We start from the raw sequence: 20,114 nt of genomic DNA on the forward strand, positions 1-20,114 counted from the left end.
GACCATGCGCACCTGCGCCTGATCCGGCCCATCGCCTATCGGCCACGAATCGACGACGGCCGCCGGACCTCTACGGGCCGCAATGACGTCGTGCCCCGCCGGAAACGCCGCCAGCCACGCCTGCCGCTCGTTCGCTCTTGCGACGCGCGTTCCGGCGGCTGGTCTGGAGCCGATAGACGAAGGCCACGATGAACAGGGCCGACAGGATCAATACCACCGTCGGCGCCGTGGCGCTGTCGATGAAGAAACTCAGGTATGCCCCGGCCAGCATAGAGAAGATGCAGACCGCCACGGCCACCGCGAGCATCGGCCCGAAGCGGCGCACCGTGAGATAGGCGATCGCCCCGGGGGTGATGACGAGGGCCACCGCCAGAATCAGGCCTACCGAGGTCAGCGTGGCCACGATGGTCAACGACAGACAGACCAGCAGCGCATAGTGCAACACCCCGGTTTTCAGCCCCGATGCGCGAGCCTGGGCCGGGTCAAAAGACTGCAGGACGAAATCCTTCCATTTGAGCAACAGCACGGCCGAGACCACCGCGCCGATCACTCCGGCGGTGATCAGATCCCGGGTGCCGATGCCCAGCATGTTGCCGAACAGGACATGGTCGAGATGCTCGTTGGTATGCACCCACGTATACATCACGATGCCGACCGCGAACATGCCGGAGAACACCACGCCCAGCACCGTGTCCTGTTTCACCCGGCTGTTCTGCGATAGATAGCCGGTAGCCAGCACACAAGTCATACCGGCCACGAAAGCGCCAACGATCAACGGGGCCCCGATGATCCAGGCCAGCACCACGCCAGGCAGCGTGGCATGGCTGGTGCCGTCGCCCATGAGCGCCCAGCCCTTGAGCACCAGGAAACAGGACAGCAGCGCGGTGGGCGGGCCCACGCAAAGTGCGATCCAGAACGCGTTGCGCATGAACGAGAACTGGAACGGCAGTAGCAGAGTGTCGATACTCATGGTCCGGGCCCCGCCGATCGGTTTACGTTGTCGCCTATCGGGCCGCCCGTCGACGACACATCAACCGCCTGGCGATGCGCGTGCCGGGCCCTGCGCTGGCTGGCCAGCAGTCCGTGCTTGGGCGCGAAGACGAACACACCAAGAAAGATCAGCGTCTGCAGGCTGACAATGATGCCGCCGGTCGCCCCGTCCAGAAAGTAACTGACATAGGCGCCAACGAAGCTGGTCAGCGTACCGATGACCACCGACAGCCCGATCAGCCGCGGGAACCGATCCGACAACAGATAGGCCGTCGCGCCCGGCGTGACGACCATCGCAATGACCAGAAACGCGCCGACCGTGATCATGGCCGCCACGATCGCGGCCGACAGCAGCGCAAAGAACACCAGCTTCAAGCGTTCCGGATGCAGCCCGATCGAACGGGCATGATTTTCGTCGAAGAAGGTGACCATCAGGTCTTTCCACTTCGTCAGCAGCACCGCCAGACACACAACGCCGATGAGAGCCAGTTGCAGGGTATCGCTCGGCGTGATCGCCAGAATATTGCCCATGATGATGGTCTGGATGCTCACCGCCATCGGGCTGAGCGACACCATGAACAGCCCCAGGCCGAAGAAGGAAGTGAAGATGATGCCGATGATCACATCGATCTTGAGCCCGGAACGCTCGCTCAGAAACAGCATGGCCCCGGCCGCCAATCCCCCGGCAATGAAGGCACCGACGGAAAACGGCAGGCCCAGCATGAATGCCCCGGCCACGCCAGGCACCACCGAATGGCTCAGGGCATCGCCGATCAGCGACCAGCCCTTGAGCATCAGATAAGACGACAGGAACGCACAGACGCCACCCACCAACGCCGACACCCACATCGCATTGCGCATGTAGCTATAGGTGAACGGCTCGACCAGGACATCGATCATGGCGCGCTCGCATGCGATGCCGAGGTCAGCGGCGCCGGCCGGCGGCTGTCGCTCGCGGCCGGGGCGTCCTCGTGAACCCAGGATCGTTCATCGTCGGTGACGATGGCCCCCTGCCGCGGGTCATCGCGCCCATCGCCGTCCAGATTGAGATGATGCAGCACGCCGTCGAAGGCCTGCTCCAGATTCTCCCGAGTGAACGTGGTTTCGGTTGGACCGAAGGTCAGCACCGTCTTTTTCACCAATACGGTGTGGTCACAGAACGCCGGCACGCTGCCCAGGTTATGCGTGGAAACCAGCATCACCCGTCCCTCGTCGCGCAGCTCGCGTAGCAGGGCGACGATACGATCCTCGGTACCGACATCGACACCGGTGAAAGGCTCATCGAGCAGGATGACACGGCTGTTCTGGGCCAATGCACGCGCCAGGAACACCCGCTTTCGCTGCCCACCGGACAGCTCACCGATCTGGCGATGGCGGAACTCGGTCATGCCGACCCGGGCCAGAGCCTGATCGACGGCCTCGTGATCACTACGCCTGGGCCGACGAAGAAACCCCATATGGCCATAGCGGCCCATCATCACGACATCCTCGACCAGGATCGGAAAATCCCAGTCCACGTCTTCGGCCTGTGGCACATAAGCGACCATGTTCTCGCGCAGCGCCTGCCTGACGGTCCGGCCCAGCAGCCGGATATCGCCTTCGGCGAGCGGCACGAAACCCATGATGGCCTTGAACAATGTGGACTTGCCCGCGCCGTTGACCCCCACCAGGGCAGCGATCGAGCCACGCGGAGTCGCAAAGCTGGCATCAAAGAGCGCGGTATGGCCATTGCGATACGTCACCGTAACGTGACGTGCCACGATGCCCTCGGCCAGATCCGGACCAGCCGGGCTCGACCCGGTCGTCCCCCCCGGTGGCGCAACCGGCGCCGATTCATTGTCGGCCGTGCCGTGTGCACCCGAGGGGGTGTTTCCCATGATCATTGGCGCCCCTGGTGTAAACCGTCGGCAATGGTCTGGGCATCCATCCGCAACAGTTCCAGATAGGTCGGCACCGGCCCGTTGCGCCGTGAGAGCGAATCGACATAGAGCACGCCGCCATAATGGGCGCCCGTCTCACGGGCAACCTGTCTGGCCGGGGAGGTATTGACCGTACTCTCACAGAACACTGCCGGGATGCCGTGCTTGCGCACCCCATCGACGACTTGGCGCACCTGCTGCGGCGTGCCGGTCTGATCGGCGTTGATCGGCCACAGGTAGAGCTCTTTCATCTTGAAATCCCGCGCCAGATAGCTGAACGCGCCCTCGCAACTCACCAACCAGCGGCGCGACTCCGGAATTCGGGCAATTCGATCCTGCAGCGGACGGATCGTGTCACGGATCTTTTTCTTGTAAGCCTCGGCGTTCGTCCGATAGTCGGCAGCGTTGTCCGGGTCCTGCCTGATTAGCGCATCGCGGATGTTGTCCACGTAAATCGTTGCCCCCTGCAATCCCATCCACGCATGCGGATTGGCCCTGCCCTCGTATTCGCCTGAGGCGATTGGAATCGGATCGACGCCGTCACTGAGCGTGGCTGATGGCACGTCACCGATGTGGGCGAGAAACTGCTGAAACCAACGCTCGAGATTGAAGCCGTTATAAAGAATGAGATCCGCATCGCTGGCCTGGACGATGTCCTGCGGCGTGGGTGAATACCCATGAATCTCGGCCCCCGGCTTGGTGATCGAGACCACACGGGCATGATCCCCGGCCACGTTGCGGGCCATGTCCGCCAGGATCGTGAACGTAGTGGCGACCTTGAACTGGCCGTCATCACGCACACCGGCCTGACTCGTTGTCACGAGCCCCAAGGCGAACACGACAGCAACCATCAATCTTCGAACCTGCATCGGTATCTCCCGGCCACGCCGTGGAAACGGTCGACCTGCGAGCGCCGGCTATGATTTGCCCACGCCATAAAGTTTAGACTAGGCTAAATTTATATCTCAAAGGAAGTCAAACTGGAATATCGTGATTTCCGCTGTCGTTTACACCGAAAGAACAGGACGTCTTATGCCGGGACAGCGCCCGTACATCGACACACCCGGGCCGCGAACCGATACCTCCTGGGTTCGTCACCGAAGCGCGCGTCACCACGCGGCTTTGGCCGGCGTGATCGGCGCCGCCCTGACCGCCAGTCCATCAGTGGATGCAGACGATATCGGCATCAACGGCGAAACACCGGCCGTACTGGCCGACTCAGCCCCGGCCGGTCTGCGGGACGCAGCCGCCGCGCATGGTCTGAGCTTCGATGTCACTGGCGTCGGCGATTACTCGCTCGTTCTGGACGGCGGCGCATCGCCTCGTGCAAGCGCTGCCCGTTATCTGATCGAGGCAGGCGTCACACTCGACACGGCGCGTGCCTTCGGTCTGCCGGGAGGGAAGCTTCGTGCGGCCTACGTCGGCTTTCACGGCGACAACGGCAATCTCGATACCGGCGATCTTCAGGTCTATTCCAATATCGACGAGACGCCGTTCGATGCGTTCTATGCTCTCTGGTATCGACAATCGTTGTTCAACGACCACCTGGCGCTGAAGATCGGCAAGATGGATATCAACGACGACTTCGCCTACGTCGACAACGGGCAGGGGTTCATCCACTCATCGCCCGGCTTTTCGCCGACAGTCCTGGGTTTTCCTTCTTACCCCGACCCGGCCACCGGTGTCGCTGTCTTCGCCAGCCTGCCAAGCGGCTGGTATGCCCGCGCCGGTATCTACGACGGATCGAGCCTGAACGGGCGTCGCACCGGGACCCGCGGCCCGCGCGATTTTCTGACCAACGACGACCGATTCACGATCGGCGAAGCCGGCCTCGACTACAGGCTGGGTGATCGCACCGGACGGCTCGGCGTGGGCTATTGGCGACACGCCAGCACACTCGAGCGATTCGACGGGGGTACCGATAACGGCAGCGACGGGCTATATATCGTCTGGGATCAATCCCTCTATGCCGACCCGACCTCGACATTCGCCATTGACGGGTTTGCCCAGTACGGCCAAGCCGACGATACCGTGAGCGAGATGACATCGCACGTGGGAGCCGGCGTACAGATCACCGGGTTGTTCCAGGGCCGAGACGCGGATGTCACGGGCTTCATGGCCAGCCGCGTCGGCCTGTCGAACGCCCCGGGTGCGGATTTCACGGCCGACCAGGAGACAGCGATCGAGGTCTTTCATGCGGTTCGCGCCACGAACTGGCTGACGATCAAGCCGGACTTCCAATACATCATCAATCCGGGCGGCATGGGTCTCGACGATGCCCGCGTTGCCACCTTGCGCGTCGAGGCGAATATTTAGGGCCTGTTGATGTTTCGTGCGAGTCCGCGCCAAGCGCTGTTCTGCGGCAAGACGAGGCGTAGCACGCGCCGCACAGTCACGCTGCGCCAGCGTGCTAGAACGCTGTACTGCCGCAGAACAGCGCTCGTCGCTTGGGGTTGGGCCGTCGGTTTCAGCCGTCGGTCAGCCGGTCTGGCTGTACCGTCCCCGCAGCCGCCTGGCCGCCTCGACCATGTTGGCCAGGGCCGGCTTGACCTCAGCCCAGCCGCGGGTCTTGAGGCCGCAGTCGGGGTTCACCCAGAGCCGGTCGATGGGCAGGACCTGGGCGGCCTTGTCGAGCAACGTGGTCATTTCATCAACCGTCGGCACGCGTGGACTGTGGATGTCGTAGACGCCCGGCCCAATCTCGTTGGGATAATCGAAGGCGACGAATGCATCCAGCAGTTCCATATGCGAGCGCGAGGTCTCGATCGAGATACAGTCAGCATCCATCGTGGCGATGGCCTCGATGATGTCGTTGAACTCGGAATAACACATATGGGTATGGATCTGGGTGGCATCGGCTACGCCGCCGGCGGCCAGTCGGAAGGCGGCCGTGGCCCAGTCCAGATAGTCATCCCAGTCCGCCCGGCGCAGCGGCAGGCCTTCGCGGAAGGCGGCCTCGTCGCACTGGATGGCGGCCAGGCCGGCGCGCTCAAGATCGCAGATTTCGTCGCGTATGGCCAGCGCCACCTGCCGCACGGTGGCCGAACAGGGTTGGTCATCACGCACGAAGGCCCACTGCACCATCGTGACCGGGCCTGTGAGCATGCCTTTCATGGGTTTGTCGGTACGTGACTGGGCGTATTTCGACCATTTCACGGTCATGGCCTCCGGTCGCTGCACATCACCGTAGATAATCGGCGGTTTGACGTAGCGCGAACCGTACGACTGTACCCAGCCCAAACGCGTGAAGGCATAGCCCTCAAGCTTTTCGCCGAAGTACTCGACCATGTCGTTGCGCTCGAATTCGCCGTGCACGAGCATGTCGAATCCCATGTTTTCCTGCAGGGTGACGGCGTCATCGATCTGGCGCTTGAGAAAGACATCGTAGTCACTGTCCGAGAGCCGGCCTTTCTTATGATCGGCCCGAGCGCGGCGGACATCTATCGTCTGCGGGAAGGAGCCGATGCTGGTGGTAGGCAGCAGGGGCAAATTCAGCTTGGCGCTTTGTTGACTGGCCCGCGCGGCGTAGCCCGATCGGCGTCGATAATCGGCGGGTGTCAAACCGCCGACGCGGCGCTTGACCAGGTCACTGTGAATGAGCTCGGAGTGGCGACGCCGATGCATGACGCGCTTGTTGTCAGCCGCGTGCATCTCATCGACCTGACCATCGGCCGCCTTGGCGAGAAACACGATCTCGCCGAGTTTTTCCTCGGCAAAGGCCAACCAGTCGAGAATGGCATGCGAGAGCCTGGTCTCGTTACGAAGCGTGACCGGACAATGCAACAGGCTGCAGGCCGGAGCGAGCTCCAGCCGGTCTGTCTCGACGCGTGCCTGACAGGCCGCCAGCGTCTCACGCGCCGCGGCAAGATCGGTCTTCCAGATGTTCCGACCGTCGACCAGACCAAGCGACAGCACGGTTTCGGGCCCGATCGTCGCCGCGATCGCCGCTGCCTCTTTGGCCCCGCGCACGGCATCGATATGCAGGCCGGCCACCGGCAGCCCGGTGAACAGCACCTGATTGTCGCGCAGCTCGCCGAAATAGCTCGCCACCATCAGGCGGATGTCCTTGACCTGCGCCAGCGCCGCATACGCGGCGTCGATCATCTCGCACTGGGCCTCGGACAGATCGAGCGCAAAAACCGGCTCGTCGAGCTGAACCCAGTCCGCGCCCTGGGCAGCCAGTCTTTCCAGAATCTCGACATAAACCGGGATCAATCGATCGGCCAGCGATAGCTTGTCCATCCCCGAGCCATCGGCCACTTTCCCGAGTGCCAGATAAGTGGCCGGACCAATCAGCACCGGGCGAGTATGAATACCCAAGCGCTCGGCCTCGGCGAACTCGTCGAAAACCTTGCTGCCGGCCAGGGTAAAAGTGGTATCGGCCCTGAACTCAGGCACCAGATAGTGGTAGTTGGTATCGAACCACTTGGTCATCTCGCAGGCGATGGCCGTGTCGGTGCCGCGGGCCATGGCGAAGGCCAAGTCCAGCCCGGCGTGGCCACCGTTCCAGTCGAACCGGCTGGGCACATTGCCGAGCAGGCAAGCCATGTCGAGCATGCCGTCGTAGAAGGAAAAATCGTTGGACGGGATCACGTCCAGGCCGGCGGCTTTCTGTTTGGCCCAGTTGGTACGGCGCAGCGCCGCGCCGCTGGCTCGAAGCGCATCCAGACTTGATTCGCCGGCCCAGTACGCCTCGGTCGCTTTCTTGAGTTCGCGGCGTTCCCCGATGCGCGGAAAACCCAGATTGGTGGCTTTGGCCATGACACGCTGTCTCGTAGTGGTGTGAACAGGACTGAGTCTGCCCCTGGCCATACATGAATAAAATCGATATTTTTGCATCGATCGTTTCATTCTCGTCATGGTTCGACGATGATCGAGAGGACTCATTTGGCCATCATTCGGCAGTTATCGCGCGACGGCTCGCTTACGGCAGCAGCGCGCTCCCTGCATCTGTCACAGTCGGCGCTCAGCCATGCTGTACGGCGCCTGGAAGAGCAAATCGGAAGCGCGATCTGGCGACGCGAAGGCCGGCACGTCACGCTCACACCAGCCGGCGATCACTTGCGCGCGGCAGCCGAGCGATTGTTGCCCCAGCTCGAACGACTGGACGATGCGCTGGTCGACCTCGCTGCCGGCGATCAGGGTGCCTTGCGGATCGGCATGGAATGCCACCCCTGTTATCGCTGGCTCTTGCGGGTGGTCGAGCCGTTTCTGGCGGCCTGGCCGCGAGTGGATCTCGACGTCATCCGGCAGTTTCAGTTCGGCGGCATGGCCGCGCTTTTCCAGCACGAGATCGACGTGCTGGTCACGCCCGACCCGATTCAGCATCGCGGCGTGGCGTTCTCGCCGGTATTCGACTATGAGCAGGTGCTGGTGATGGCCGTGAATCATCGCCTGGCCGATCAGGCCTCGGTCACCGCGGCCGATCTGGCCGATGAAACCCTGCTGACCTATCCCGTCGAAGCAGATCGCCTGGATATATTCACCGACATGCTGCGCCCGGCCGGTGTGATGCCCCGACGCCACAAGACGCTGGAATCGACCGACATCATGCTGCAGATGGTGGCCAACGGACGGGGCCTGGCGGCCCTGCCCGGCTGGTTGGTGGCCGAGTATCAGACGCATCTGCCGCTTGCAACGGCCCGGCTGGGCGCCGGTATCGCCAAACAGATCCATCTGGGTATTCGACGCACCGATCACGAGCGGCGGTTCGTCACCGGCTTCATCGATCTGGCCCGTGGCCTGGACCGCCGACGCATCACCCGCGCCAACACAGCGCCCGACTGACACACCGCGGCCACATGCGCGAAGCCGATTGATACCGAATACGCGGCATGACGCCGCGCTCGCGCAAGCGTGATATCTGCCATTCGCCCCCTGTTCGGCAAATACTCCGTGGTCCACAGACCGGCGGGCCACGCTGAGGCAAAGCCGTGGACTCAGTATCGGCAAGGCCCCGTTTCTGGCGCCGGTCAGCCTTGCACATCGACGACGACACGATCGCGGGCCCGCGGGGGCCGGACACGGTGACCGCCATGCGTCGATGCCTATCGCGCGAGACATACACACTCGTGCCTGCCCAGCATCGCCGCCCCCTGATGAAGGATCCAGGGCGGCGCTCTGCCACGGCGTCAGCAACCGGTCATCACGTCAGACCGGCCTGGCGCGTCTCACGGCATCATCCAGCGGCTGCCTCTTGCAGACATCGAGCACGGCGATGGCAGAGCGACAGGCCTGCCGACCGACGATCGGCTCAGAGCATGCCAAGCCGGCTTCCGGCCGAGCGGGATGAACTGGCCCAGGACCTGTTGATGTTTCGTTCGAGCGCCTTTTCGTCGAGAGACCGCCGTGTGTCCGGCAAGGCGCGAGTCGCCGATCGCGGCGTGCCACGATCCAGACTGGCAACCCAGGGCGTCTTAACACGTCCCGCGTGCGCCGCGCCGGCCCAGCGCCCGCGGCGGGACTTGTATCATGCGCCGTCATCCCCCACTGGTGCCGCCGCTCGGCCGATCCCGCATGCCCCATCTGATAACGCACCGGCCCCGCGTGGCCAATATCGCCACCGGCAGGCGCAGCGGCGCATCGCATCGGGCCTGGGAAACGATCAATGCTTACTGCTACAAGCTCGGCGGCCTGCTGTTCGTCGTCGGCAGCCTGTTCTTCTTTCCGGCCCTGTCGGCCTATATATCGATCGGCGATTGGCTGTTCTTCATCGGTTCGGTCCTCTATCTGCTGGTGACCGGGCACGATCTGCTCGAGGTGCACAAGTACTGGGCACATCACCGCACGCACACGTTCGCGGATACGATCGAACGGATCGCAGCCTGGAGCTATGTCCTGGGTACGGTCTGTTTTCTCGTCGGCAGCCTGTGTTTTCTGCCGGAGCTCGATGCGATTCCCCTGGGCAGCTGGTGTTTCATCGTCGGTTCCGGCCTGTTCATCGTGGGCGGCTTCGTCAATATCCTGCAGGTCGTCGAGGCCCCGTCGCTGATCTACATGCAACTGTTCAACGTCACGGTCGCGATGTTCCTGATCGGCTCGGCCCTGTTCGTCGTGGCCTCGGTGCCTTATCTATGGCATTTGTCCGGCCCGAGCGGCCAGCGCATCACCGCGTTTGCCGCCGCCCAGTTCCTGGCGGCCAGTCTGTTGTTCTTCGGTGGCGGCATCGTGATCTACTACCGCAATCTCGTGCGCCACGCGCTCGAGGCCTGGTGTCACGATAATCGCCTGAGCACGATGTTCATCCGCGCGCTGCGCTCCGAAATCGAGGACAAGGGCCATTTCGTACCGCGCGAGCGCGCCGCCGACGAATCGAACAGGTCGGCGTGAGGCCGGCGGGCGGCGACCATTGCCGCCCCGCCGGATCGGCCGGGTTATTCAATCCACCAGCACGCCGCTGATGCGCCGCAGCGTGGGCAGTTCGTCAAGCATCAACAACAGCTGGCCGGCCACGCGACGGACGGTGGCATCATCGTCTCGGGCAACGACCGTGAGCCGATCGTAGATCTCGGCCGCGCCGCGCGTATCCACGGCCCCGGTATCGTGGCGGATCAGGGCCTCGCCGCCATGTTCGAAGGCCTCGGCGACATGGGCCACACCATCGGCGAGCACCGTTGTGGCCTCGGCATCGGCCGGCAAGGCACGACGATGCGCCCCCAGCGTCGACAGATGGCCGATCAGCGTCTGGGCGCAGGCCAGCACGGTCAATGCCTCGCGACTGTCGGCACGGGCGCCGTGCGGATCGGCGAGTGCTGTGGCCACGTGTGCCGATACCGCGGCATCGGCGTTGTGGGCCGCACGCCGTGCGACCCGATAGGCCAGATCGTCCACCCGACCGCTGCCGCGATACTGCGAAAAGATGGCGCGCAGATACGTCGCATGGGCGAACAGCGCATCGGCCAACCGATGATGCAGATCACGCTCGCGCCAGTCCGGCAACACGAGCAGCATGGCGACCGCAGCCAGCGCCCCGCCGATGATCGTATCCACCAGCCGCGGGATGATCAGGTCGTAGCCGTTGTCGATCTGGTTGAAAGACAACAGCACCAGCACGCTGATCGCTGCCGCGGCGACGAAGTAGCGGCGGAATCGCGCGGCGAAGAAGATCACACCCGAGACGACGAGCAACAGCAGCTGGGCCTGGCTGTCGGGAAACAGCTGCATCAACGCCCAGCCACAGACCAGGCCAGCGATCGTGCCCCCCACACGCTGGGCGAAACGACGCCGCGTGGCGCCGTAATCGGGCTGGCAGACCAGCATGGTGGTCAACAGGATCCAGTAGCCCTGCTCCGGGTGCACGGCCAGCAGCACCGCATAGCCGGCAAGCATGGCCAGCGACAGCCGCAGGGCATGACGGAACCGCGCCGAGGCCGGCGTCAGTGCTGCCCGAATGCGTTGCCAGGTCTCCAGCGGCGATGTCGGTTGCGGGTCGGCGAGCTCGGTCTCGGCGATCGCCTGCCCCGTCGGCCCGGCTTCACGCACCCGATCAACCAGCACCCCGAGGTTGTCGGCCACGCCGTCGAGGGCATGCAGCAGCTCGTTGCCCGCGGCATCGGGCTGGCTTCGTCGATGCGCGATCGCGGCATTCAGATCCGCGCGCGCCGCCGTCATGTGACCGGCATCGTCCAAGGGCGCGTCGTAGCGCAGCGCGTGTGCACGGGCACGACAGCCCTGGCCGGTGACACGCAGCAGCCGCTGGCAGCGAAACATCAGATCGCTGTGAAAGAACGATTCGGTCAGCGCCTTGTAGGGATGATGCGCCGAACTGGCCCGTTCGTGAATGTCCTGTGCCGTCAGATACAGCGCCAGATTCTCTTGCATGGCCGAGCGCGAGCGGCGCCCGGACAGCCGGTCGATCAGGGCCAGGCGCGTGTCATTGAGCGCGGCGACGACACGCGCATTGGCATGTGCAAGATCGGTGCGCCGGGCGGCGACATCCAGATCACGTACCGGCTCGAACAGCCACGATTTGCAGACCAGATAATCGGCCAGGGCGACATACAGCCGAGACAAGGACTGGCGCACCGGCCGGTGGACGAACAGCGCCTGCCAGGCGAGCGCCAGGCCGCCGTACCAGGCCGCCCCGGCCACGAGCAGTGTCGGACTGACCCAGAACGGCTGCGGAGGGCCATTGTGCTGGGTCACGCCGATCATCGTATAGACGGCCAGCAGCAGCGTGGCATTGCCGATGGTGGCGAATCGTGCGCTGGCCGCCCCCAGCATGACCAGCACGAAAGTACCGGCGGTCAGGACCGCGGCAAAAGCCGTCGGATGCGCCAACAGCCCCTCGACCGCCAGAGCCGCGACCGAGAAACAGACCAGGGTGAGCAACAGCGCCCGGGCCCGGCGGCGCCAGGAGTCATCGGTTTCGGCGATGCCTGACGCGATCACGCCGAGCATCAGCGGGATAAGCTGATGCTCGGCGTCGGCGATGGCGGTATAAGCCATGACGCCGGACAGCGCGACGAGCACGCGTACGGCATCCGCGAAGCGATCGAAAGCGGTGAAACGCTGGATCTGACGAGCGAAGAACAAGAGCACGGCCCCGAGCGTGAGAATGCCAGTGTAACGAACCCCGGCGGGTCGGTCGGCCCGGTCCGCGACAGCGCGGGTGGCGCCTCCTCAGGCAAGCGCTGCCTCATCGGCCGGCCAACGCGCTCGCCTGCCGCCATCGAGCCGCGGACAGCGGACTCGTACGAAACATCAACAGGCCCTAGAATACGCGGCCATTCCCGCCGGCTCCCCGCTTTTCGTGCAGATTCTCATCTACAACCTGGCCGCCCTGCTCGGTGCGACCTCTCAGGGGCTGACCGGCTTCGGCAGCGGCACGCTGACCATCAGTGTGCTCGTGCTGGTCTATCCGTTTCGGGAAGTCGTGCCGATCGTGGCCGTGATCGGGTTGACCGCCAACGTTGTGATGACGTTGCTCGCCGGCCGCGAATTCGACTGGCGGCGCGGCCCGATCGCTGCGCTGGGCATGTCGATCGGCATGATCATCGGCGCGCAGCTGCTCGCCGTGCTACCGGTCACCGTGCTGCAACGCGGCCTCGGTGTGGTCATCCTGTGCTACGTGGCAATCAATCTGTTCAAGACCCCGGCCCCGAAGCAGGTGCCGCGCCTGAGCTGGCTGGATGCCAGCGGTCTGGCCGGCTGCTCGTTGTTCGCCGGCGTGATCGCCGGCGCCGTGGGGGTGTCACCGGTGCCGTTGCTGATCTATGCCAGCCTGCGTTATCCGAAGCAGGAAGCCCGCGCGATTCTCACGATGGGCTTTCTCGTCAGCTCGGCCGTCCAGGTGCTCACCTATGCCCATCTCGGACTGCTCGATGCACATGCAGGCTGGCTTGCCGCGGCCAGTCTGCCGGCGGTGATCATCGGGGCCTATCTCGGCCACCGCCTGCATTACCGCATCGATCAGAAGACCTTCGCCCGGGCGCTGGCGATCATTCTCATCGCCCCGGCCGTGCGCCTCGTCTTCTTCACCTGAGCATTCATGGCCGCCCCGCCCGCCGAACCGCTGGCCGTCGACTACGACACGGTACACGTCGCGGCCGCCGATCACCGCGATGCGCTGATCGACGAGCTGGTCCACCGCGGCAGCCGGGTCGTGGCCACGCAGGACGATCTCGTATTCAGCGCCGATCGGCCCGGGCCGGCGGCCTGGGCGGCCAATACCTGGCTGGCCCCCGCGCTCTACCGGGTCGAGTCGATCGGCGCGGCCGCCCACTGTTTAAAGGCCATTCAGCGCAACTGGCATGCCCATCCGGTCGGGCACCATCGCCGGGCACGGCTGATCGCCGAGCGGCTGCCCACGATCCGGTTCCGCCCGCTGACGTTTCCGAGCGCGCCGCCAAGTGCGCCGCTGGGCGCCTGGACACTGCTCTCGCATGACCGGCTCCTGGCCTCGCGACACACCACGAGCGCATTCGCCGACGGCGCGCCGGCGTTTGTCGAAGACCGAGAAGGCCCGCCCAACCGCGCCTATCTGAAACTCTGGGAAGCACTGACGCTCGCGGGCATACAGCCGGGCCCCGGCGAGCGCTGTCTCGATCTCGGCGCCGCCCCGGGTGGCTGGAGCTGGGTACTGGCGGCGCTCGGGGCCCGGGTGCTCGCCGTCGATCGCGCGGCCCTGGCCCCGGCCGTGGCCGCCAACGCGCGCATCGAGACGCGTACAGGCGATGCATTTTCCGTCCGCGGCGCCGATGTCGGACACATCGACTGGGTGTGCTCGGATCTGATCGCCTATCCGGAACGGCTTCTCGAGCTCGCGCGCTACTGGTGTGACGCCCTGCCCGATGCCAACATCATTCTGACCGTGAAATGCCAGGGGCCGGTCGATGCGGACCTGATCGCCCGTTTTCTGGCCATTCCCGGAGCGCGCCTGCGCCATCTGCATGCCAACAAGCATGAACTGACGTTCTTTCGCCTGCGCGATGGCGGTCCGAGCGAAGCCGCCGGCCGAATGTGACACGCGCGCGTAGCACGTTTGGCAACATGGGCGATTACTGCACGCCGCATCGATCCTGTATCGTTGCGGGAATGCCGATATTCACGTGCCCGGCGTCGCGCTCCGCGATCGACGCCCACGAGCATGCGGACCGATTCACAGGACCGAAGGATTTCATGCGCAAGATCGCTCTGACCGTGACCCTCGTTGCTGCCCTGTTCACACAGACCGGCTGCGCGGCGTCGGATACCGACAAGATGCCGCAACCGGTGCCGGATGCCGGGGCCGGCCCGGCCAAGGGCTATACGCCGCTGGTTCCGGACAACAACGAAGGCAAGATCGACAAGGAGATCGTGCGCGAGCTCCAGGAGAACCATTACAACAAGGTGGGTCTGGACGACGCATTCTCGACGCAGTTCTTCAAGGCCTATCTCGATGACCTGGATGGCACGCACAGCGTGTTTCTGGCCTCGGACATCCAGCGGCTGAAGAAGAAATACGGCGACTCGCTCGACGACCAGCTGCGAAACGGGCATCTCAACGCCGCCTTCGATATCTTCAACACCTATCAGAAGCGACGCATCCAGATCGACCAGTGGGCGCTGGCGCGCATCGGCCAGGGGCTGGACACGCTCGATCTGAACAACGACGAGTCCTTCAACGTCGATCGCGAGGACGCGCCGTGGCCGGCCGATGCGGCCGCGCGCGAAAAACTGTGGCGCAAGCAGCTGGAAAACCAGGTCATCGACCTGCGCCTGTCGGATGTCGCTCCCGACGAGATCCAGAAACGGCTGACCCAGCGTTACACGAACGAGCTCAAGCAGCTGCGTCAGGCCGAGCCGACCGATGCGTTCTCGGTCTACATGGATGCCTACACCCACAGCTACGATCCACACACCGATTATTTCTCGCCGCGTCGCGCCGAGGATTTCTCGATCGACATGAACCTGTCGCTGCAGGGCATCGGCGCCGAGCTGCGTTCCAAGAACGGCTACGCCGAGCTGGTGCGTCTCATTCCGGGCGGGCCGGCGGCCAAATCCGGCAAGCTCAAGCCGACCGATCGCATCATTGCTGTCGGTCAGGGCAAATCGGGTGACTTCACCGACGTGATCGGCATGCGGCTCGACGAAACGGTTCAGCTGATCCGCGGCAAGAAGGACTCCTACGTCCGTCTGCAGGTCCAGCCGGCCGACAGCGGCCAGACCAAGACGGTCACGCTGCAGCGCGACAAGATCAAGCTCAAGGATCAGGCTGCCAGCTCGAAGATCATCCACGTCAAGCAGGACGGCAAGTCGCACAAGATCGGCCTGCTCACACTGCCGTCGTTCTACAACGGCACCTCCGACGACGTGAAGAAACAACTCGTCAAGCTGAAGAAGGACAACGTCGACGGCGTGGTTCTGGACCTGCGCAACAACGGCGGCGGCGCACTGGGCGAGGCGATGCAGCTGATCGGCCTGTTCATGGATTCTGCCCCCGGCGTGCAGATCCGCGACGCCAACGGCAACATCCAGGTGCTGGGCGATCGCAACAACGGCGCGGTCTATTCCGGCCCACTGGCCGTGATGACCAACCGGCTGTCGGCTTCGGCCTCGGAGATCGTGGCCGGTGCCCTGCAGGACTACGGCCGCGCGATCATTCTGGGCAGCCGCACCTTCGGCAAGGGCACGGTCCAGACGCTGCTTCCGTTGTCGGAAGGCCAGCTCAAGCTCACCGAAGCGAAGTTCTATCGCGTCTCCGGCAAGTCGACCCAGGACCGGGGCGTGAAGCCGGACATCGATTTCGCATCGGCGATCGACCCGGACAAGATCGGCGAGTCCGCGCTGCCCAACGCCCTGCCCTACGACACGATCCCGCCGACCGCCTACCCGACCTCGGACGCGATCAACGGCGTGCTGAACACACTGCGACAGGAGCACAATGCCCGTGTGGCCCACGAGCCCGATTTCCAGTATCTGGTCAAGCGGATCCAGGCGGCACGCGAGGAATCGAACAAGACCACCGTGTCGTTGAACATCGACACACGCCGGGCCGAGCAGAACAAGCTGCAGCAGCAGATGCTCTCGTTGGCCAACACGCATCGCAAGGCGACCGGCAAGCCGCCGTACGAGAACTACAAGGCATTCGAGGATGCCCAGGACGCCGAGCAGAGCGGTAACGACGACGAGGGCGACGACAGCGAGACGCTGCCGGATCAGACGCCCGGCATGTCGAACACCGACAAGATCGACGCGTACCAGACCGAAAGTGCCCACATTCTGCTCGACATGATCCACGCGATCGTGGCCAAGCAGGATCAGCAGGGCAACGATTGATCTCCGCCCGGCAATGAGCGAAACGACGGCCCCTTGCGGGGCCGTCTTTCGTTGTGCGCTCGCAAAATTTGCCCGCCGGTTGGCCGCGGCCCGACCGGTAACGCGCCCGGGCGTCAGGATCAGCGCCTGTCAAGCCTATCCGCGCGGGTCGTGTTGCTGCCCCCAAAAGCGGCGACAAGCGCCGTCCGTGCGCTGATCGCCACACTGCATCATTACCGACGCCCGGGCATCCGTTTCAAAGCGGTGCTGACCGATAACGGGGCCTGTTTTATCGATCCCGTCGATTGGCCCAGGCCTGTCGACGGCTCGGACTCAAGCGCACGCGGTCTCTCTGCCGCGCTGGCGCCATGACGATCACTGGCATCGACTCCACGCCAGCCTGAATCACCCCCCATCAGCCGACTGCCTGCAGCCATCCGTGAACAATGTGCCGGGTTTACACACCCCGGCATGTCGCGAGGGATCCAGTGGCCGGCGACCGGGCCGGAATATCGCTCAGCGTCGGCGCCGCCGATTGCGCGGCGGCGCCTGTGGCCGATAGACCAGCCCCAGCGCCGCGCCGTAGAGCAGATGCTGCAGCAACGCCATGACGGGCACCCACCAGCCGATCACGAGTCCGAAGAAACCGGCGCCGGCGATCGGCAGAAACAACAGCATCATGGCCGCCCAGGCCAAGCCGCCGAAAACCAGGCCGCGTGCGATGTCGGAAGCGCCGGGCAGCCGCGCTCTGAGCAGCACGAACACGGCCGGCCAGAGCAGAACACCGACCAGCGCGTAGCCGAGCCAGCCGGCCGCACGCGGGCCGCCGGTGAATCGCTGGATCAGACCGACCAGATCATAGGCCGGCAGCACCGGGAACAGGGATTCGGCCACAAGCGCCGCGGCCAGAACAAGACTGGCGACAACGCCGGCAAGGATCGCGCTTTTCGGTGACATGGCGGCCTGTTAAACCCGGGGGCGCGGCCATCGCCGACGCCGTTTGATCAATGAGAACACAGTGGTTTGATTCGCTCGGCCAGATCGGGGAAGCATTGGCCGAGGGCCGAGGCCTCGGCCAACTCGAAATCGGCGAAATCGAAACCGGGCGCCACCGTGTTGCCAACCAGGGCATAACCGGTCTCGGTCAGCGGCTCGGCCGCGAACCAGTGACCGTGCGGCACCACGAGCTGCGGCCGTTCGCCAGCGGCCAGGTCTGGCCCGAGGCGATGGGTTCGATAGACCCCGTCCGGCGAAATCACATGCACGCAGACCGGCGCGCCGCGATAGAAATGCCAGATTTCATCGGAGCGCAGACGGTGCAGATGCGAACGCTCGCCGGCACGCAGCAGGAAATAGATCGCGGTCGCGGCCGCGCGCGGCCCGTCGTACCGGGCCGGCAACCCGGTCTCGGGCAGTTGATCCGCAGCGGCATAGACCTGCCGGTAGTGGCCGCCCTCGGGATGCGGGGCAAGTGCCAATGCCGCAATGATGTCGTCACCCGTCACGGGCGCTCCCCAACCGATGAATACGTCTTACCTTATCAGGTCGATCCGGGGGCCAAACCGGCCGGAGGCTGTGTATCGGCCACGCCGTCATCGGGCGGGTTGTTACCAACGGCCGGTAGCCCCAGGCGCACCGGCCCATTGGCACGTTCGATGTCGACAGGCTGGCCGCCCTGGGTCACCACGATCTCGCCGGTGGCGGCCAGCGCGGCGGCCACCCGGCGCACCTGCGCCATCGCCGCCGGCTGGGCCGTACCACATCCCCGCGCGATCTCCGACGGACAACAGGTCTTGCCCGCCCCTCTCGCAGCCACCCTCGCCCGGATACGCGCGGCGACCACGGTATCGGTTACGGCCATGCCGGCGCCTCATCGGCCGGGGCGTCATCACGCTCGGCCGCGATCCGGCCGAGCGCATCGGCCAACGCCTCGGGCGGTTGCGCGCCGCTGATCAGATATCGGGATTCGACGATGAAGGCCGGGACCGCGGTCACCCCCATCTCGCGAAACTCGGCCACCTCGGCCTGAACCGCCTCGCCGTGGCGGTCCGAGTCGACGATGTCCGTGATATCCCGGGCATCGAGGCCGAGACCGGTCCCGATATCCACCAGCAGGTCAGCGTCGTTCGGATTCCGGGCCCGACCGAAATAGGCCTCGAACAAGGCCCGGTTGAACGGATCGTCGACGCCCTGCTCACGTGCGTGATGCAACACGCGGTGTGCTGTCAGCGTGTTGTAGGAGCGACGCGACAAGGCTTGCGAGAAATCCAGATCGAGCGCCTCGGCAGCGGCCACGATCTGGCGCTGCGACTCGGTGATCTCGGCCGGTGTCTTGCCGTACTTGGCCGATAGATGGGTAGTCATGTCACGGCCACCGGGCTCGATATCCGGGTTGAGCAGGAACGGATGCCACTGTAGCGCGACATCCAGATCACTACGCCGGGCGATGGCCTGCTCCAGTCGAGCCAGACCGATCGCACACCAGGGGCAGACGATATCCGAGACCAGATCGATACGCAGAGACGACGACATGACAGAGACCTTTGCAAGACAGGCCACCAGCCTGCCGGAGTCCGAACGCGCGACCAAACCGGCTCAGAACAGATGGGCGATCCCGAATCCGGCATAGACATCGCTTTGAACATCATTGAGCCCGGTGCCCACGAAGGCATCGAGCTGCGTGTGCTGCGTGGTCAGGAAACTAACACCGCCATCGATGGCATGGGTGTCCCGGGCGCCGCCCTCCGGCAGCTGCGTGTAGTATTCCGCATAACCGGACAGGCGATCGGTCAACGCATAGCTGCCCGAGGCCGAGACGGCTGTCTCCAGCTGTCGATTGCCGGTGCGCTGCTCGAATTGCTCGGTCAGATTGACGTTGCCGCCGAGGCTGAACCGCGATGTCAGCTGCTTGGCCCAGATGAAATGTACCGAGGGCTCGGCCTTCGACGCGGCCACGGCGTCGTCACCGGCCGGCAGCGCCACCGTCGGCAACACGCTGAAGGCCGGCGTCCAGGTCGTCTCATCGTGCACACGGATCTTGAACCCGACCGAGGCATTGCCCGGTCCGTCTTCGCCGGGCGCGTTGATGTCGTAACCATCGAAACCCAGACGCAGCTCGACGCTGTCGGCAATGCCCGTGCGCAGCAGCAGCCCGGAGGGCACGGTCGTTGTGGTCCCGCCGCCCTGGTTGTCGTCGAAACGCAGGCCACCTTCCATTTCAAACCAACCCTTCGGCACGAGTTCGGCGCTGTCGCCGAAGCCCGGGCGGTCCGCTGGAACACGGTCCGGATCGGCGGCTTTCTCGATCCCCAGCACATTGGTATCGCCCGCGGCTTCCCATGCCGTGGCCGGCCCGGTCAAACCGAGGACGGCAAGCAAGACAAGACGCGTATTTCTGCAATCGATCATCTAGTTGTCTCTCCCCTTGAGCGGCACGCCGGCACTGGTTTTTAATCATCAGGCGCCGGT

At 64.5% G+C, this 20,114-nt stretch carries 17 protein-coding genes; 6 read left to right on the plus strand and 11 right to left on the minus strand.

Annotated elements, in window-relative coordinates; genetic code table 11:
• Positions 1-70 precede the first annotated feature (70 nt).
• Genes D3260_RS05930 through D3260_RS05945 form a run of 4 tightly spaced genes read right to left on the minus strand, consistent with a single transcriptional unit; the run spans position 71 to position 3,778 of the window.
• Positions 71-970: a metal ABC transporter permease gene (locus tag D3260_RS05930; protein WP_120097651.1), complete on the minus strand. Its 900-nt coding sequence runs from the start codon at positions 968-970 to the stop codon at positions 71-73.
• Positions 967-1,890, minus strand: coding sequence for a metal ABC transporter permease (locus D3260_RS05935; RefSeq protein ID WP_120097652.1), 924 nt, complete (start codon positions 1,888-1,890; stop codon positions 967-969). The genes D3260_RS05930 and D3260_RS05935 overlap by 4 nt, the downstream gene beginning before the upstream one ends.
• Complete coding sequence (locus D3260_RS05940; RefSeq protein ID WP_233543977.1) at positions 1,887-2,873, minus strand: manganese/iron ABC transporter ATP-binding protein; 987 nt, start codon at positions 2,871-2,873, stop codon at positions 1,887-1,889. The genes D3260_RS05935 and D3260_RS05940 overlap by 4 nt, the downstream gene beginning before the upstream one ends.
• Positions 2,870-3,778, minus strand: a complete 909-nt coding sequence (locus tag D3260_RS05945) for a metal ABC transporter substrate-binding protein (protein ID WP_120097653.1) — start codon at positions 3,776-3,778, stop codon at positions 2,870-2,872. Before D3260_RS05945 ends, D3260_RS05940 begins: the two co-directional genes overlap by 4 nt.
• A gap of 163 nt (positions 3,779-3,941) precedes the next feature.
• On the opposite strand from D3260_RS05945, the gene D3260_RS05950 reads away from it, so the two are divergent.
• Positions 3,942-5,225 carry a carbohydrate porin gene (locus tag D3260_RS05950; protein WP_120097654.1) on the plus strand — a complete coding sequence of 428 codons (1,284 nt, stop codon included), beginning with the start codon at positions 3,942-3,944 and terminating at the stop codon, positions 5,223-5,225.
• A gap of 162 nt (positions 5,226-5,387) precedes the next feature.
• Here the strand turns inward: D3260_RS05950 and metE are convergent, their stop codons facing one another.
• A complete protein-coding gene (gene metE / locus D3260_RS05955; protein ID WP_120097655.1) occupies positions 5,388-7,670 on the minus strand; it encodes a 5-methyltetrahydropteroyltriglutamate--homocysteine S-methyltransferase in 2,283 nt (760 codons plus the stop codon).
• Positions 7,671-7,778: 108 nt separating this feature from the next.
• Here metE and D3260_RS05960 point away from each other — a divergent pair, with 108 nt between their 5' ends.
• Together D3260_RS05960 and D3260_RS05965 are read left to right on the plus strand one after the other, a co-directional pair.
• Positions 7,779-8,696 (plus strand): LysR family transcriptional regulator, encoded by a 918-nt coding sequence (locus D3260_RS05960; protein ID WP_120097656.1) that lies wholly within the window; start codon positions 7,779-7,781, stop codon positions 8,694-8,696.
• A 729-nt stretch (positions 8,697-9,425) separates the two neighbouring features.
• Complete coding sequence (locus D3260_RS05965) at positions 9,426-10,238, plus strand: YrhK family protein (protein ID WP_158583414.1); 813 nt, start codon at positions 9,426-9,428, stop codon at positions 10,236-10,238.
• A 48-nt stretch (positions 10,239-10,286) separates the two neighbouring features.
• Here D3260_RS05965 and yccS read toward each other — a convergent pair whose 3' ends face one another.
• Positions 10,287-12,449 (minus strand): YccS family putative transporter, encoded by a 2,163-nt coding sequence (gene yccS / locus D3260_RS05970; RefSeq protein ID WP_233543979.1) that lies wholly within the window; start codon positions 12,447-12,449, stop codon positions 10,287-10,289.
• Between the two features lie 211 nt (positions 12,450-12,660).
• On the opposite strand from yccS, the gene D3260_RS05975 reads away from it, so the two are divergent.
• The 3 genes from D3260_RS05975 (at position 12,661) to D3260_RS05985 (ending at position 16,667) form a co-directional block, all read left to right on the plus strand.
• Entirely contained in the window at positions 12,661-13,392 is a 732-nt protein-coding gene (locus D3260_RS05975; RefSeq protein ID WP_120097658.1) for a sulfite exporter TauE/SafE family protein, read from the plus strand.
• 6 nt (positions 13,393-13,398) lie between these two features.
• Positions 13,399-14,373, plus strand: coding sequence for an SAM-dependent methyltransferase (locus tag D3260_RS05980; protein WP_120097659.1), 975 nt, complete (start codon positions 13,399-13,401; stop codon positions 14,371-14,373).
• 155 nt (positions 14,374-14,528) lie between these two features.
• The gene (locus D3260_RS05985; protein WP_120097728.1) at positions 14,529-16,667 is read left to right on the plus strand and encodes a carboxy terminal-processing peptidase; all 2,139 of its coding nucleotides are present in this window, start codon (positions 14,529-14,531) and stop codon (positions 16,665-16,667) included.
• A 495-nt stretch (positions 16,668-17,162) separates the two neighbouring features.
• On the opposite strand, the gene D3260_RS05990 is transcribed toward D3260_RS05985, so the two are convergent.
• From D3260_RS05990 to D3260_RS06010, 5 genes are all read right to left on the minus strand, one after another.
• Positions 17,163-17,603, minus strand: coding sequence for a DUF6789 family protein (locus tag D3260_RS05990; protein ID WP_120097660.1), 441 nt, complete (start codon positions 17,601-17,603; stop codon positions 17,163-17,165).
• 47 nt (positions 17,604-17,650) lie between these two features.
• Positions 17,651-18,151 (minus strand): cupin domain-containing protein, encoded by a 501-nt coding sequence (locus D3260_RS05995; RefSeq protein ID WP_120097661.1) that lies wholly within the window; start codon positions 18,149-18,151, stop codon positions 17,651-17,653.
• A 35-nt stretch (positions 18,152-18,186) separates the two neighbouring features.
• On the minus strand, positions 18,187-18,507 hold the full coding sequence (locus D3260_RS06000) for a DUF3253 domain-containing protein (RefSeq protein WP_120097662.1): 321 nt from the start codon (positions 18,505-18,507) through the stop codon (positions 18,187-18,189).
• Complete coding sequence (locus D3260_RS06005) at positions 18,498-19,178, minus strand: DsbA family protein (protein WP_120097729.1); 681 nt, start codon at positions 19,176-19,178, stop codon at positions 18,498-18,500. The genes D3260_RS06000 and D3260_RS06005 overlap by 10 nt, the downstream gene beginning before the upstream one ends.
• 63 nt (positions 19,179-19,241) lie before the next feature.
• The gene (locus D3260_RS06010) at positions 19,242-20,054 is read right to left on the minus strand and encodes a transporter (RefSeq protein ID WP_120097663.1); all 813 of its coding nucleotides are present in this window, start codon (positions 20,052-20,054) and stop codon (positions 19,242-19,244) included.
• Between the last annotated feature and the right edge of the window lie 60 nt (positions 20,055-20,114).

This window comes from Salinisphaera sp. Q1T1-3 (genome assembly GCF_003602005.1).
Classification (GTDB): domain Bacteria; phylum Pseudomonadota; class Gammaproteobacteria; order Nevskiales; family Salinisphaeraceae; genus Salinisphaera.

Bases quoted from the DNA above. Each gene is read 5' to 3' on its own strand.
- D3260_RS05960 (WP_120097656.1), top strand. From the start codon at position 7,779: ATGATCGAGAGGACTCATTTGGCCATCATTCGGCAGTTATCGCGCGAC.
- D3260_RS05965 (WP_158583414.1), top strand. From the start codon at position 9,426: ATGCCCCATCTGATAACGCACCGGCCCCGCGTGGCCAATATCGCCACC.
- D3260_RS05985 (WP_120097728.1), top strand. From the start codon at position 14,529: ATGCGCAAGATCGCTCTGACCGTGACCCTCGTTGCTGCCCTGTTCACA.
- D3260_RS05950 (WP_120097654.1), top strand. From the start codon at position 3,942: ATGCCGGGACAGCGCCCGTACATCGACACACCCGGGCCGCGAACCGAT.
- D3260_RS06005 (WP_120097729.1), bottom strand. From the start codon at position 19,178: ATGTCGTCGTCTCTGCGTATCGATCTGGTCTCGGATATCGTCTGCCCC.
- D3260_RS05990 (WP_120097660.1), bottom strand. From the start codon at position 17,603: ATGTCACCGAAAAGCGCGATCCTTGCCGGCGTTGTCGCCAGTCTTGTT.
- D3260_RS06000 (WP_120097662.1), bottom strand. From the start codon at position 18,507: ATGGCCGTAACCGATACCGTGGTCGCCGCGCGTATCCGGGCGAGGGTG.
- D3260_RS05980 (WP_120097659.1), top strand. From the start codon at position 13,399: ATGGCCGCCCCGCCCGCCGAACCGCTGGCCGTCGACTACGACACGGTA.
- D3260_RS06010 (WP_120097663.1), bottom strand. From the start codon at position 20,054: ATGATCGATTGCAGAAATACGCGTCTTGTCTTGCTTGCCGTCCTCGGT.
- D3260_RS05945 (WP_120097653.1), bottom strand. From the start codon at position 3,778: ATGCAGGTTCGAAGATTGATGGTTGCTGTCGTGTTCGCCTTGGGGCTC.
- D3260_RS05940 (WP_233543977.1), bottom strand. From the start codon at position 2,873: ATGATCATGGGAAACACCCCCTCGGGTGCACACGGCACGGCCGACAAT.
- D3260_RS05930 (WP_120097651.1), bottom strand. From the start codon at position 970: ATGAGTATCGACACTCTGCTACTGCCGTTCCAGTTCTCGTTCATGCGC.
- D3260_RS05935 (WP_120097652.1), bottom strand. From the start codon at position 1,890: ATGATCGATGTCCTGGTCGAGCCGTTCACCTATAGCTACATGCGCAAT.
- metE (WP_120097655.1), bottom strand. From the start codon at position 7,670: ATGGCCAAAGCCACCAATCTGGGTTTTCCGCGCATCGGGGAACGCCGC.